The following is a 15075-nucleotide window of genomic DNA, read 5'->3' as shown; positions in this document are numbered from 1 at the left end:
AATCAGAACTATCGGACTTCCCTCGAACGACGTGCATGAACGCGAAGGCCGGGTACGTTACTCAAACCGGCATGGAGTACGAGGTCGTGTTCGACGTCGGAAGTAAATCCTTTCCTACTAGCCCGCCCACGAAAAACCATGTCGAACTCATCGACGCCACGGATTCTCGTCTCCGGCGAGACGCTTATCGATTTCCTCCCCGAACGGTCCGGCCCGCTTTCGGAGGTTCCAACGTTCGAACGTCGTCCGGGTGGTGCGCCCGCGAACGTCGCGGTGGCGCTCTCCCGACTGAACGAGACGCCGTGGTTCTGGACGCGAATCGCCCGCGACCCGTTCGGCGACTACCTCGCGAAGGTGCTCGATGCAGACCTTCCGGATCGGTTCGTGGAGCGCGACGCGGACGCGAAGACGACGCTGGCGTTCGTTACCCACGACGAGACGAACGACCGGGCGTTCACCTTCTACCGCGACGAGACGGCTGACACACGACTGCAACCAGGTGGTGTGTCGGACGAGGCGCTCGCCGAGGTCGATTGGGTGTACGTCGGCGGAGTGATGCTTGCGAGCGATCCGGCGCGAACCGCGACGTTCGACCTCGCCGAGCGAGCCAACGAGGCGGGCTGTTCGGTGATCTTCGACCCGAACGCGCGTCCGGAACTCTGGTCCGAGGGCGGCGGCGCGGACGAAGGGGTCGAATTCGCGGAGGCGGTGGACGAAATGCTGTCCCTCGTGGACGTGATGAAGGCGACGCCGGAGGACCTCGAAATGGCTGGATTCGACGGCGAGGATGCGGCCTCGCTCGCGGCGAACGTCTGTGAGGCGGGACCGCACACGTGCCTCCTCACGCTCGGCGGGGACGGTGCCCACGCGCACGCGAGCGACGATGCACCGTGGGAGGCGGGGTCCGCGACTCACGGGGGCTACGACGTGTCGGTCGTCGACACGACCGGCGCTGGGGACGCCTTTACCGCCGGGGCGCTCGCGGCGCTGGCCGACGACGTATCGGGCGGTTCGCTCGACGCGGTCCTCGAATTCGCCAACGCCGTAGCCGCCCTGACGACCACCGAACCAGGCGCGATGACGGCGCTGCCCGATCGCGCCGCCGTCGCCGAATTACGAGAATCGTAATCGAACCGGCGTGATTCGTAACGTCACTTTTAAGCATCCTTCGGAAAATCGGAGAGTAGAGTACGTTCAACGAGCTATGAGTGACAGCACAGGCGAGACGACCGGGGATTCGGCGCTCGAAGAGGCGTCGTTCGTGGAGTATGGTATCGAAGAGAAACCGCCGCTGGGGGAATCGGTCCTGCTGGGATTCCAGCACTATCTGACGATGATCGGGGCGAACATCGCGGTGCCGCTGGCGCTGGCTGGCGCGATGAAGATGCCGCCAGCACAGACGGCCCAGTTCATCGGGACGTTTTTCGTCGTCTCCGGGATCGCGACGTTGGCCCAGACGACGTTCGGCAATCGCTATCCCATCGTGCAGGGAGCGACGTTCTCGATGCTCGCACCCGCGCTCGCCATCATCGGCGTCATCGGCGCGGGGTGGCGCGTAACCCTGCTCGAACTGCAGGGCGCAGTCATCGCGGCCAGTGCGGTCGAGGTGTTGGTCGGCTATCTCGGCTTGATGGGTCGACTGAAAAAGCACCTCTCGCCGGTCGTCATCGCGCCGACCATCGCGCTCATCGGTCTGTCGCTGTTCAGCGTTCCACAGATCACCGCTTCCAACCAGAACTGGTTGCTCGTCGGTCTCACGCTCGGCCTCATCGTCCTCTTCTCGCAGTATCTCGACAACCATCGCGCGTTCCGCCTGTTTCCCGTCCTCCTCGGCGTCATCACGGCGTGGGCAATCGCGTTCGTGCTCTCCTACACGGGCGTCTACACGCCGTCGAATCCGGGCTACGTGGACTACATGAGCGTCGTCCACGCCAACCTCTTCCAGCCGGTTATGCCCCTCCAGTGGGGGATGCCGCGCTTCACGCTCCCGTACATCGTCGGGATGTTCGCGGGTGTCGTCGCCTCGATGATCGAAAGCTTCGGCGACTATCACGCCGTGGCCCGTCTGTCGGGCGTCGGCGCACCGAGCAAGAAGCGCATCGACCACGGTATCGGCATGGAGGGTCTCGCCAGCGTCTTCGCCGGACTCATGGGTACCGGCAACGGTTCGACCTCCTACTCCGAGAACATCGGCGCGATCGGTCTGACCGGCGTCGCCTCGCGCTACGTCGTCCAGATCGGTGCCGTCGTCATGCTCGTCGTCGGGTTCGTCGGCTACTTCGGCCAACTCGTGGCGACGATTCCGAGCCCCATCGTCGGTGGCCTGTTCATCGCCATGTTTGGCCAGATTTCGGCTGTCGGGCTTTCGAACCTGAAGTACGTCGATCTCGATTCCTCGCGCAACCTGTTCATCGTCGGTCTCGCCACGTTCTCGGGGCTCGCCATCCCGGCGTACATCGGGAACATCGACGCCGCGGCATTCCAGCAGGGAATGCAGGGCGTGTCAGTGCTCGGCCCCGCTCTCGGGACCGACATCGTTTCGAACACGCTGTACGTCGTCCTCGGAACGGGGATGGCCGTCGGCGGTCTCGTCGCGTTCGTGCTCGACAACACGGTCGAGGGAACCCGCGAGGAACGTGGCCTCGAAGCGTGGGAGTCCATCACGGAGGACGAGGGCGACTTCAAGAGCGCGTTGGAGCGGTTCGAATCGAAATCCGGTTCCGACTCGACACGGGCCGACTGAATCGGCGGACCAACATGCTCGACGCGACCGATTGAACGACGGGAGCGATCGATCCGGCCCACAACCTTTTATTCTGACGAATCGTGAGTAGGGGTAGCACCCATCACGGGTGAAACCCATGACGACGAACGAATCGGAGTCCACGACGGAATCGTCCTCTCGCGAATCGTCCACCGCAGAATCAACCTCGAAATCGGAAGTCGAAACGCTCCGTGAAGAACTCGAAGCGACGAAGGACCGCCTGCGTATCGTCGAGCAGAACGTCAAGTGGATGGCACAACACCAAGCCATCGAAACCGGAAAGAGCGTCTGTCCGTCCTGTAATTCGAACGGTTCGCTGCGAGTCGAACGAACCGCGACAGGCAAGAAAACGGTCTCGTGTCGCAACTGCGGTGATCGGCTCATCTGACGACGATACGACGCGTCCGCGGTCCGTCGCAGTCCACGAAGAGGATGGACTGCCACGTCCCGAGCAGCAACTCGCCGTCTTCGACGGGCACGGTGACATGTTCTCCGAGCAACATCGAGCGGAGATGGGCGTCGGCGTTCCCGTCCAACTGGTCGTGACTGTAGTCGTCACCCCGAGGGACGAGGCGTGACAAGAGGGTTTTGAAGTCCGAGCGGAGTCGGCGCTCGTTTTCGTTGACGACCACGCCAGCGGTCGTATGGGGGACGAAGACGGTACACGTCGTTTCGGTGTTCTCGGCGTGTTCGGCCACTCGATCCGTGATGTCGATGATGTCCACGTGCTTCGAAGTGGTAACCTCGAATTCCATGGCTCGGTTTCGACGTTCGATCATAAAACGCTTCGCTGAACAACGGTAAGAAAGAGGGATCAGTGCGGCCGTCGAACGGGCGCTTCGAACGCTGTGGGTATGTTCACTGATCACAAACAAAACATATCTTGATCGAAAGGTACTTTGGCTGGTTTGTTATTCGTGGCAATATATGTTGGATGATGTGTCTAGAAGAAGATATCTTCGTCTCGCAGGAGGTTCCCTTCCCGCAATCAGCGGTCTCGCTGGTTGTCTCGGTGGGGAGCTGAACCAGCAACCGATCCGCGTCGGTGCACTCCTCCCGCTTTCGGCCTCGGGCGCTCTCGGTACGGTCGCGAAACACCACCGTCGCGCCATCGAGGCGGCGGTCGCGGATATCAACGATGCTGGCGGCCCGCTCGACCGGAAACTCGATCTCACGGCCGGTGACAGCGAACTCGACCAGTCGGCCGCAAAGACGGCGTTCGACTCGTTCGTGGACAACGACGTCGTTGGATTCGTCGGCCCCGTCACTACGGACATCTCGAGGTCCCTCGCCGACGACCTCGCTCGGAAGCGGGTCATCGCCATCAGCCCGTCGAGCACGTATCCGGACCTCGCGACTGCGGCCGTACGGGACGGAACGAAGTACTTCGATCGGACCGCCGCCAACGACGTTCAACAGGCGCGCGTGATGGCGAAGATACTCGACGACGACCGCTACGTGGCCGCCGACACCGTCGCCATCGCGCACGCCGACAACGATTTCGGGACGGGGCTTGCGACGGCCATCGACGAGCGCATCTCCGGCGAGACGGTCGCGACCGTTCCGTTCACACCCGGAAAGGACGACTACTCGAAACGGGTCGAGACGGTCGTCCAGTCCGACGCCGACGCCGTCGCGTTCGTCAGCGAACCCGGTAATACGGCGATGCTCGAACAGCTAATCAGCTATCCTTACTACGGCGAGTCCGTCCTCAGCGAGGGACTCATTCCGGAGAACATTCCGCTGTACATGAACAACATGTACAGCGCGTCGGTCGCAACCGAGCGGACGTCGAGCTCCATCGAGCTGTCACAGAAACTCGAGGACATCACGCCGCTCGCACCCTACACGCAACACGCCTACGACGCCGCGTTCCTTCTCGGCCTCGCGATAGAACAAGCGGGAGAGGCGGATGCGACCGCCATTAGCGACTCCCTCGTTTCCGTTTCCGGCGGGGTCGGGCAGACCGTCACCGTCGGCGAGTTCGAGCGGGCGAAGAAGATCATCTCCGCGGGCCGAGCGGTGAACTATCGGGGCGCATCGGGACCGGTCGATCTGAACGACGACCTCGAACCGCTGGACTCGTACGTGATCGAACGCGTGACCGATTTCGAACTCGATGAACTGGAACTGCTGCGTGCGTGGGTTTTCGAGGAGGAGTCGACGGAATGACCGACTCCGACCCCTCGCGCCGAAAACGGGTTTCGGCGCGCCTACGACGGGTCGTGCCGTTCAGAATCCGTCGAAGCTACGCGGCGCGGTTCGGTGCGGTGTTGTTCGCCATCCTCGTCCTCATCGCCGCCAGCGGGGCCTACATCCACTTCGATACGAAAGACCTCGTGGCGGGCCAAACGGACAAGGATATACGAAACGCCGCGAAAATCGAAGCCGACTCGCTCGACGCGTGGGTTTCGAAGAAACGCTCGACCGACCGTTTCCTCGCCTCAGTGATCGGCAAGGAGACGTCGAACACCGACCGGCAGACGTTCATCGAAAAGCAGTTGGTGGACATGCCGTCCGATGTCCAAGCGATCCATTACTTCGATCGGAACGGAACCGTACTGGCGAGCACCGATGAGCAGTTGATCGGGACGCGAGTCGGCGTCTCGGACGCGGCGTGGGCGAACCAGTCGCTCATGTTTCCGACGCGGGACACGGTCCGCATCACGTCGCCGTACGAGGCGAACGGCGAACCGGTGACCTCGTTCGTGACACCGACCACGGATTCGTCCCGTCTGGTTATCCTCACGGTGTCCCTGTCGGAACGTTCTCACCTTCTCTCGTCGCCCACGACGACCGGTGACGTGACCATCGTCAACGAGCAGGGAACGGTCCTCCTCGACAACCGAAACGTCGGGCTGATGAACTCGTCCGCGGGCGTGTTCGATTCGGCCATCGAGAACGGGTTGGCCGGTCACAGCGACATTCAATACGTGTCCACCAACGGTTCGTCGTCGGTGATGGCCTACACGCCGGTTATCGGCACGGATTGGGTGTTGCTGTATCACGTACCCAAGAGGACCGCGTTCGCACTCCAGACCCACGTCACGAAGAATATCGGGATTCTGGTGTTGATGGCGATCCTCTCGCTGTTGGCGGTCGGTCTCACCATCGGCCGCGGGACGGCGAAATCCCTCGAATCCGTCTCCGAAACGGCCGACAAAATCGCGGCGGGCGAACTTGACGCCGACCCGCCAGAGACGAACCGGGAGGACGAAATGGGGCAGTTGTACGGATCGTTCGAGTCGATGCACGACTATCTGAACACGGTCGCGGATCAAGCCGACGCGCTCGCACGACAGGAGTTCGACGCGCCGGTGTTGGACGAATCGGTTCCCGGCGCGTTCGGCGAGACGCTCGAACGGATGCGCGACGACTTGCGCACGATGGTTACCGACCTCGAACGCTCCCGGGCCGAAGCGGAGGAGGCGAAAGCGGACGCCGAGGCGGCCCAAGCGGATGCCGAAAAAGCGCAGACCGAGGCGGAAGCCGCACAGGCTGATGCGGAACGGCTCAACGCGGCGCTCGACCAGAAAGCCGCCGAGTTCAGCGACGTGATGGAAGCGGCCGCCGACGGCGACCTCACTCGGCGAATGTCGACCGAGAGTCCCACCCAGTCGATGACCGACATCGCGGAGGGATTCAACGAGATGATCGACGAACTCGAAGCGACGATTCGTAGCGTCAACGAGTTCACCGAGGACGTCGCGGCCGCGAGTCAGGAGGTGACCGCGAGCACCAACGAAATCGAGCGGGCGAGCGAGCAGGTGACGGAATCGACGCAGATGATGTCGGACGGCGCAGTCGAACAGTCCGACCGCCTCGAACGGACGTCCGGGGAGATGGCCGAACTGTCGGCGACAATCGAGGAGGTCGCCGCGTCTGCCGAACAGGTGGCACAGTCGGCCCGGCGGACCGAGGCGCTCGGGCAGGACGGTCGCGAGGCGGCATCCGACGCTATCGACAGGATGTCCGTTATCGAATCCGGAACGGACGAAGTGGTCGATGGGATGGAGGAACTGGCGGTCGAAATCGACCGCATCGGCGACATCGTGGACCTCATCCGTTCCATCGCCGACCAGACGAACATGCTCGCGCTGAACGCCAACATCGAAGCGGCGAACGCTGACGGCGATACGGAAGGGTTCGAAGTCGTCGCAAACGAGGTCAAGGAGTTGGCGAACGAGACGAAGGAGGCGGTGGGTGACATCGAACGGCGTATCAACACGGTGAGCGAGCAGGCGAACGTGACCGTCGAAAACGTGCAGGAAACCCGTGAGGCGGTAGTTGACGGGTCAGACACCGTCCGCGAGGCACAGGAGTCGTTGCAGTCCATCGTCTCCAAGGTGGAGGAGACGACCGGCGGCATCGCCGAGATAAACCACGTCACGGACGAGCAGGCGACGACGACGGAGGAGGTCGTCGCCGCCGTGGACGACGTGACGCGGATCAGCGACGAGACGGCCGCCGAAGCCGAGGACGTGGCGGCCGCCGCCGAGGAACAGACCGCCTCCGTCAGCGAAGTGGCGAGGAGCGCCGAAGCGCTCGCCGAACAGGCCGAAGCGCTCGCCGCGACGGTCGATGACTTCACCGTGAGTTACGGCGGCGACTCGACGAACTGAGAACGTTTCCGCCACCATCACCGATTTATCCCGTCGAAAAGACCTACCGCGCATGCACCAGCGAGCGAAGGAGTTCGAAACGCGCGCCGAGGAACGTTACGGGTTCGACGTAGACGTTCACGAGTTTCCCGAAGGGACGAAAACAGCGGAGGACGCCGCCGACGCAATCGGTTGTGACGTCGCGCAGATCGCCAGTAGCCTCGTCTTTCGGGCCGACGGTGATCTCGTCATCGCCGTGACCAGCGGTGCGAACCGCGTGAGCGAGGAGAAGTTGGCCGCGTTGCTCGATGTCCCCGCGTCGGGGGTCGGGATGGCCAACGCCGACGCGATACGGGAGGCGGTTGGCTGGTCCATCGGCGGCGTTCCGCCGTTCTGCCACGACGCCGACGTCCCCGTCTATCTGGACGAGACCCTGACTGACTTCGAAACCGTTTGGGCCGCCGCGGGGACGCCGAAAGCCGTCTTTCCGATCGCGCCGGAGGAACTGAAAACGTATGCGGAGGCGACGGTTACCGACGTGACCGAGTAGCGTTGGGCGAAAGTACAAATTCCCTTGAACTCTTACTTTCTGCCATGACATTTCTCGAAACGGTGGTGGTGTTGGTCGTGGACGTCACCCTCGGGGTTTGGCTCGGAGGGACGGTCTTTTTCTCGTTCATCGGCGCTCCGACGACGTTCGACGTGCTCGACGACAGTGCCGAAGATGTCGTCACCACCCTGTTTTCGAGATACCAGACCTTCGGTTCGATACTCGGATTTACCGCCATCAATCTGGTCGTTATCGCACAGAGCGAGGCGATGCTCGATTCGACGTCCTCGTTGTTTATCTCCCCCCTCTTGCTCGTGGCGCTGTTCGTGACCATCTACGCACAGATCGTCCTCGTTCCGAAGATGAGACGCGCCGACGACGGATTTTTCCACTACCACCGCCGGTCGATTTTCCTGAACAGTGTGAGTATGCTCTCGCTCGTTGGCGGACTCGTCTGCTCGCACTTTTGATCGACTCGGACGGAACCGCCGGTACTCACTCAGCCTCCAAAGCTAAGGACGTTCCCGGTGAACTCGTTTGAGAATCATGACGGACAAACTCGACGTTCGCGCGTTCGCGGTCGGTGGCGGGGTGATGTGGTCCCTGTACGTGATGCTGGACGCGTGGATCGCACGGTTCGGGTGGGGTGACGAAACGGTCGAGACGCTCTCCTCGCTGTACATCGGTTATCGACCGACGTTCCTCGGGGGACTCGTCGGCGCAGCCTGGGGGTTCATGGACGGCGCGCTCGCGGGAGCCATCGTTGCGACGGTGTACAACGCCCTCGCCCGCGAAGAAGAACCTTGATTGAGTAGTCGTCCCAACCCTCGGCTATGAGCCTTCTCGGAACCGGACTCCTTGTCGTCGCGGACGCGGCGCTGGGGATTTGGCTCGGGAGCATCGTCTTTTTCTCGTTCATCGGCGCGCCGACGACGTTCGACGTGCTCGACGACGACGCCGGGCAGGTCGTCAACGCCATCTTCCCGAAATACTACGCCTTCGGGCTTGGACTGGGATTCGTCGCGTTCGGTGCGGCCATCATCGGGAACGCGACGGGCGCGTTCGACGGCCTCCTTACCGCCGTCCTCGCCATCGTCGGGGTCGTTCTCAGCGGATACGCCCGCTGGGTGCTCATCCCGAAGATGGAGGCGGCGGGCGACGACGCCTTCGCCCAGTACCACAAGCAGTCCATCGTCCTGAACGGCGTCACGATGCTCGCCGTGGCGGGCGGCATCGTCGCAATCGTCGCTGGAACCGTCTAACTCGACACGATGAAAGGAACCTACACTCTGCTGGTCGAACTCGGGGACTCGGCGAAAGTCGAGTTCGGCGCGAAAGGCATCAGGGAACTCGATTCGGGATGGTACGCCTACACGGGAAGCGCCTTCGGACAGGGTGGCTTCTCGCGTATCGCTCGTCACGGGCGGGTTGCATCGGGCGAAAACGACGCTCGCCACTGGCACATTGACTATTTGCTCGGGCACGAGGGGGCGAGGTTGGTTGGCGACGTGCGGACGGCGGGCGAGGATGTCGAATGTGACGTTGGGAGGACGTTGAGTGAAGCGGTCGAATCGGTTCCGGGAATAGGTGCTTCGGACTGCGACTGTGATACGCATCTTCACTTTTCGCCCGATAGAGAGCAACTGGAACGGGCCGTTCGGCGGGCGCACCGGTGAGGCACGGATTTCGAAGCCGTTCGGGAATTATACTCGATGGTACTATTTTCTACTGGATTCTACTGAAAAGGACTGCCGAGTGAAGTGCTATTCGAACTTGGTTTTGGTAGCCTTGCGATTGCAATTACTGAGAAGCAGACCGCTCCGAAAACCCTGCCCGCTCCGAGAAGATTTTGCCATTTCTGAGATTGTAACTGCCGAGCGGCAACGAAGACCGCCCCGCAACCGCCCCGCAACCGTCCCGACCGCACCACGCCACACGCCTCCCCAGCCGATTCCCCCTTCGCCACCGGAAGAGCTTCGCTCTTCTGTGCTCTCGTTCACTTCGTCGCCGACGCTTCGCGCCGCCTTCCAGCGGGACCGTCGGTCCCGCCCGGCTCACGAGAACGCTGGCGCTCCTCAGTCGTCATCCCTCACGCGCCGCTGGTATGCGCCTTCGCGCGCCGTTCAGCTGGTTCGTAGCGCGCAGGGCGTCCAACCGGGTGGCGCGCGCTGACGGAACAGCGCGACCAGCGGTCGGTTGCGCTGTTCCGGAATTTGTCGCGCGAGGGATGACGAAGCGAACGATAGTGAGCGAAGGAATCGGCTGGGGAGGGTGTGGCTGTCGCGGTGCGGAGGCGGCCTTCATGCGGCTCGGTAGTTGCAGTCTCAGCAATAACGGACTCCCTCGTAGCGAACGGATAGAGGGTTCCCAGAATATCCCGTAACTCCCTTCGAATCAACTCCAACCACGTCTCGCAGCGGAGGACAGTAGTTTTAATCCCGTTCTCGACGAACCCACAGGACGATGGGTGACACCGTACTCACAGATCTTTTCGCGCCGTCTCGTGTCGCCGTCGTGGGAGCCACCGAGAGCGAGGGCTCCATCGGTCGCGCAATCGTGACCAACCTCCGCGACGAGTTCGACGGCGAGACGGTGCCCGTGAATCCGAACTACGATTCGGTGTTCGGACTGGACTGCTACCCGGACCTCGCGTCCGCGCCGGACATCGACCTCGCGGTCGTGGTCGTCCCGCCGCACGTCGCGGTGGACGTGGTTCGCGGGGCCGGCGAAGCCGGAATCAAAAACGTCGTGGTCATCACCGCCGGGTTCGGCGAAACCGGGAGCGAGGGAGCGTCGCGGGAGCGCGAATTACAGGAGATAGCGGACGAATACGACCTGAACCTCGTCGGCCCGAACAGCCTCGGGGTGATGAGCACGCCGGTCGGCATGAACGCGACGTTCGGCCCGGAGAACGCGCTCCCGGGGTCGATGTCCTTCATGAGCCAGTCGGGGGCGTTCATCACGGCGGTTCTCGACTGGGCCAACGACGAGGGACTCGGCTTCAAGGACGTGGTGTCGCTCGGCAACAAGGCCGTGCTGAGCGAGACGGACTTCATCCGCGCGTGGGGCGAGGACCCTGAAACGGACGTGATACTGGGTTACCTCGAAGGCGTCGAGGACGGTGCGACGTTCATCGAAACGGCCCGCGAGGTCACCCAAACTACTCCGATCGTGATGGTGAAATCCGGGCGCACCGACGCCGGGGCGCAGGCCGTCTCCTCGCACACCGGCACGCTGGCCGGGAGCGACCGGGCGTACGAGGCCGGACTCGAACAGGCGGGCGTCCTGCGGGTCGATTCCGTCCAAGGGCTGTTCGACTTCTCCCAGATTCTGGCGGGTCAGCCCCTGCCCGAGCGGGACGACGTGGCGATCATCACGAACGCGGGCGGACCGGGGGTGATGACCACCGACGCGGTGGGCGACTCGGGCCTCTCGCTGGCGTCGTTCACGGAGGGGACGCTCGACGCGCTCGCCGAGGCGTTACCCGAAGAGGCGAACATCTACAATCCGATCGACGCCATCGGTGACGCCGGTCTCGACCGCTTCCGCGAGGCCATCGACATCGCGCTCGACGACGAGAACGTCGGGACTGCGGTCGTGCTCGCCGCGCCGACGGCCGTCATCGACTACGGTGAACTCGCCGAGGTCACCGTCGAACTGCAGGAGAAACACGGCAAGCCGGTCGCTGCGGCGCTGATGGGCGGCGAACGGACGGAAGCCGCGGCTGACGTCCTCCACGAGGGCGGGATTCCGAACTACTTCGACCCGGCCCGCGCGGTCCGGAGTCTGGACGCGCTCACCACGTACCGCGACATCAGCGAGCGCGAGTACGAGGCACCGACGACCTTCGACGTGGACCGAAAACGCGCCGAGGAGATTCTCCTGCGGGCGAAGGAACGCGGCGACAACCGCCTTGGCGTGGAGGCGATGGGGTTGCTCGACGCGTACGGCATCCCGACGCCCGAAGGCGTCATCGCGGACTCGCCGGAGGAGGCCGCAACTGCCGCGATGGACATCGAGGGGGACGTCGTGATGAAAATCGTCAGCCCGGATATCCTGCACAAATCCGACATCGGCGGGGTGAAAGTCGGCGTCGCGGACGATGAAGTGGAAGATGCGTACGAGGACCTCGTGACGCGGGCCAGAAACTACCAACCCGACGCGACGATTTTGGGCGTGCAGGTGCAGGCGATGGTGGACCTCGATTCGGGGACCGAAACCATCATCGGGATGAACCGCGACCCGCAGTTCGGTCCGTTGTTGCTGTTCGGACTGGGCGGCATCTTCGTGGAAATCATCGAAGACACCACATTCCGCGTCGCGCCGATCAGCGAGCGCGAGGCGAGCGAGATGGTGAACGACATCGAGGCCGCACCGCTCCTGCGCGGTGCGCGGGGACGTGAACCGGCCGACATCGACGCTGTCGTCGAGTGCCTGCAACGGCTCTCGCAACTCGTCACCGACTTCCCCGCGATTCTGGAACTGGACGTGAACCCGCTCGTCGCCACCCCGGACGGCGCGCGAGCGATCGACATTCGACTGACCGTGGATACGGACGAACTATGAACACGATACTCGTCACCGCAACCGAAGAAAGTACAGGCAAGACCGCCGTCGCCCTCGCGCTGGCACGACTCGCACAGGAGCGTGGGCTGTCGGTGGGCTACATGAAACCGAAGGGGACCCGCCTCCAGAGCAACGTCGGCAAGACGCTGGACGAGGACCCGATGCTGGCCCGCGAACTCCTCGGCCTCGACGCCGAGGTACACGAGATGGAACCCATCGTCTACTCGCCGACGTTCATCGAGGGAGCGATTCGCGGCCGCGAATCGCCGGACGAACTCCGCGAGGAGATTCGAACGAACTTCGACTCGATAGCCGAGGGCCACGACGTGATGATCGTCGAAGGCGGCGGCGACCTCACGACTGGTGGCATCGTCGGTCTCACCGATCCGGAAATCGCGGAACTGCTCGACGCGGAGGTACTGCTCCTTTCCGGCTACGAAACACCGGCCGACGTGGACGAGTTGCTCGCCGCCGTGGACGACATCGGCGACCGACTCGCGGGCGTGTTGTTCAACGCGGTGTCGAACACGAACTTCGACCCGCTCGATACCGACGTCGTCCCGTTCCTCGAAGGGAGGGGAATCCCCGTTCTCGGCGTCGTCCCGCGCCAGCAGGACCTCGCCGGAATCACGGTCGGCGACCTCGCCGAGGAACTCAACGCCGAGGTGCTCACGCGGGCGGACACCGACGAGTTCGTCGAACGGTTCCTCGTCGGCGCGATGAGCGGCGACAAGGCGCTTCGTTACCTCCGCCGGACGCGGGACGCCGCCCTCGTGACGGGCGGCGACCGCCCGGACTTGCAGACCGTCGCGCTCGAAGCGCCCGGCGTGAAGTGTCTCATCCTGACGGGTGGATTCCGTCCGCCGGGTGCCGTCATCGGCAAGGCGGAGGAGAAGGGCGTTCCGATCATGCTCGTGCAGGCCGACACGCTGACCACCATCGACCGCGCCGAGGACGTGATTCGGAGCGGACGCACTCGAAACGAGGAGACGGTCGAGCGGATGGGCGAACTGCTCCACGACCACGCCGACGTGGGCGCGCTTCTCGACGGTGAGGGAGACGAGGAGTAAACGGGATGCCCGACGCCGACGCCGAAGAGCCCGACGATTCCATCACGACCGAGGAAACGAGCGTCGTGGTCGTCGGTGCCGGACCGGGCGGTTGTGTGTTGAGCTATCTGCTCGCCAAAAGCGGGGTCGAGGTAGTTCTGCTGGAGCGCCATCCGGACCTCGACCGCGAGTTTCGGGGTTACTTCTTCCAGCCGCTCGCGGTGAAGTTGTTCGCGGAGATGGGCGTGTTGGACGACGTGTTGGCGCTCGACCACGACGAGGTTCAACGGCCGGAGATAACCGTCTTCGAGCGGTCATACGAGTTCGTGGACCTCTCGCGCCTGCCGAAACCGTACGACTACGGCCTGCTGATGGAACAACCGGCGTTACTTCGCCTGCTCATCGAGCGGGCCGACGAGTTCGAGAACTTCGAATTTCGCCACTCGACCGGCGTCACCGACCTCGTTCGTGAGGGCGGGCAGGTCGTCGGCGTGACGGCGACCGACCGCGAGCACGACGAAGACATGGTGTTCCGAAGCCGACTCGTCGTCGGCGCGGACGGTCGGTTCTCGACGGTTCGGAAGGCGACGGAACTCGATCCCGGCCTGTTCGACTCGTCCATCGAGTTGCTGTGGTTCAAGCTTCCGGCGGAAGCCGTGGACACCACCGCACAGGGGCGAATCGACCGGAACGGGATCTTGCTCTACTTCGGACTGGGGTCCGAGGACGCACAGGCCGGGTGGTTCATCGAGAAGGGGACGTACCCGGACATCAGAAAGCGCGGCATCGATGCCTTTCGGCGAAAGATCGCGACGGTGGACCCGACCATCGCCCGATATCTGGAGGGCTTCGACCAATGCTCTCTCCTTCACATCGAACCCGGCCTCACCGAGAAATGGGTGGATGACGGTCTCCTCCTGCTCGGCGACGCGGCGCACGTCGCGTCGCCGGTCGGCGGACAGGGGAACGGACTCGCGATTCAGGACGCCGCCGTGGCTCATTCGACGGTCGTCCACGCGCTCGAAGCGGACGACGCGCCGATACCGGCCGAGCGACTCCGTCGGTTCGAGTCGATCCGACGGCCCGCGATCGAGGAGGTGATCTCCCTCCAGCGGCGCGGCGAGCGGGCCATCTCGTGGTACGTCCGGCACGCCGATTCCGTTCCGCCGTGGCTGGAAAAACCGCTCGCGCGGGCGGCGTTTTCGGTTGCGCCGCAAACGCCGCTCGTCCGGAAGGCGTGGAAGACGTTCGCGCTCGGCCCGAAACCCGTCGCCGTCGATACGACGCTGTTCAGGTCGTAGGTGGGTGCACGGACGCCGGATTCTCTCCGGATTCTCGTCTTTAAAACACCTCCGTTAAATTACGTTATTCGAGAGAATTTTATATTTCCTCAACGAGTAAATTTATCGTTTTACGACTGATGTTGCTATGTACTCCGTGTGTCATTATTTCCCATGACAATCGCGGTGAAGGCCTCAGTGAGTGTGAAAATCGAGGAACGACGGATGGAACAGACATCGAAGATCGGCGCGTCACGGCGTGAGT

14 protein-coding genes are annotated in these 15075 nt (G+C 63.2%); 13 read left to right on the top strand and 1 reads right to left on the bottom strand.

All coding sequences use genetic code 11. The features are described 5' to 3' along the window. The first annotated feature begins 138 nt into the window (after window positions 1-138). The 3 genes from WBV42_RS15950 (at window position 139) to WBV42_RS15940 (ending at window position 3152) form a co-directional block, all read left to right on the top strand. Entirely contained in the window at window positions 139-1128 is a 990-nt protein-coding gene (locus WBV42_RS15950; RefSeq protein ID WP_423986898.1) for a carbohydrate kinase family protein, read from the top strand. Window positions 1129-1204: 76 nt separating this feature from the next. Further along, the gene (locus WBV42_RS15945; RefSeq protein ID WP_423986897.1) at window positions 1205-2743 is read left to right on the top strand and encodes a uracil-xanthine permease family protein; all 1539 of its coding nucleotides are present in this window, start codon (window positions 1205-1207) and stop codon (window positions 2741-2743) included. 118 nt (window positions 2744-2861) lie between these two features. Further along, the gene (locus WBV42_RS15940; RefSeq protein WP_423986896.1) at window positions 2862-3152 is read left to right on the top strand and encodes a hypothetical protein; all 291 of its coding nucleotides are present in this window, start codon (window positions 2862-2864) and stop codon (window positions 3150-3152) included. Here WBV42_RS15940 and WBV42_RS15935 read toward each other — a convergent pair. After that, window positions 3145-3519, bottom strand: coding sequence for a secondary thiamine-phosphate synthase enzyme YjbQ (locus WBV42_RS15935; RefSeq protein ID WP_253228654.1), 375 nt, complete (start codon window positions 3517-3519; stop codon window positions 3145-3147). The genes WBV42_RS15940 and WBV42_RS15935 overlap by 8 nt on opposite strands. A gap of 184 nt (window positions 3520-3703) precedes the next feature. Between WBV42_RS15935 and WBV42_RS15930 the strand changes: the two genes are divergently transcribed. The 10 genes from WBV42_RS15930 (at window position 3704) to WBV42_RS15885 (ending at window position 14831) form a co-directional block, all read left to right on the top strand. Then, a complete protein-coding gene (locus WBV42_RS15930) occupies window positions 3704-4936 on the top strand; it encodes an ABC transporter substrate-binding protein (RefSeq protein ID WP_423986895.1) in 1233 nt (410 codons plus the stop codon). Continuing rightward, window positions 4933-7386: a methyl-accepting chemotaxis protein gene (locus WBV42_RS15925; RefSeq protein WP_423986894.1), complete on the top strand. Its 2454-nt coding sequence runs from the start codon at window positions 4933-4935 to the stop codon at window positions 7384-7386. Before WBV42_RS15930 ends, WBV42_RS15925 begins: the two co-directional genes overlap by 4 nt. 52 nt (window positions 7387-7438) lie before the next feature. After that, window positions 7439-7915 (top strand): YbaK/EbsC family protein, encoded by a 477-nt coding sequence (locus tag WBV42_RS15920; RefSeq protein WP_423986893.1) that lies wholly within the window; start codon window positions 7439-7441, stop codon window positions 7913-7915. A 44-nt stretch (window positions 7916-7959) separates the two neighbouring features. Continuing rightward, window positions 7960-8385, top strand: a complete 426-nt coding sequence (locus tag WBV42_RS15915) for a DUF4149 domain-containing protein (protein ID WP_423986892.1) — start codon at window positions 7960-7962, stop codon at window positions 8383-8385. A gap of 76 nt (window positions 8386-8461) precedes the next feature. Then, a complete protein-coding gene (locus tag WBV42_RS15910) occupies window positions 8462-8722 on the top strand; it encodes a bacteriophage holin (protein WP_066138310.1) in 261 nt (86 codons plus the stop codon). Window positions 8723-8748: 26 nt separating this feature from the next. Next, entirely contained in the window at window positions 8749-9177 is a 429-nt protein-coding gene (locus WBV42_RS15905; protein WP_423986891.1) for a DUF4149 domain-containing protein, read from the top strand. 9 nt (window positions 9178-9186) lie between these two features. Further along, complete coding sequence (locus tag WBV42_RS15900; protein ID WP_423986890.1) at window positions 9187-9591, top strand: GIY-YIG nuclease family protein; 405 nt, start codon at window positions 9187-9189, stop codon at window positions 9589-9591. Between the two features lie 787 nt (window positions 9592-10378). Further along, window positions 10379-12481: an acetate--CoA ligase family protein gene (locus WBV42_RS15895; protein ID WP_423986889.1), complete on the top strand. Its 2103-nt coding sequence runs from the start codon at window positions 10379-10381 to the stop codon at window positions 12479-12481. Continuing rightward, the gene (locus tag WBV42_RS15890) at window positions 12478-13551 is read left to right on the top strand and encodes a phosphotransacetylase family protein (RefSeq protein ID WP_423986888.1); all 1074 of its coding nucleotides are present in this window, start codon (window positions 12478-12480) and stop codon (window positions 13549-13551) included. Before WBV42_RS15895 ends, WBV42_RS15890 begins: the two co-directional genes overlap by 4 nt. Window positions 13552-13556: 5 nt before the next feature. Further along, window positions 13557-14831: an FAD-dependent monooxygenase gene (locus tag WBV42_RS15885; RefSeq protein ID WP_423986887.1), complete on the top strand. Its 1275-nt coding sequence runs from the start codon at window positions 13557-13559 to the stop codon at window positions 14829-14831. Window positions 14832-15075 lie beyond the last annotated feature (244 nt).

Origin of the sequence: Haladaptatus sp., assembly GCF_049589095.1 — an archaeon.
Classification (GTDB): domain Archaea; phylum Halobacteriota; class Halobacteria; order Halobacteriales; family Haladaptataceae; genus Haladaptatus.
This window is presented reverse-complemented; position numbering and strand designations above follow the sequence as displayed.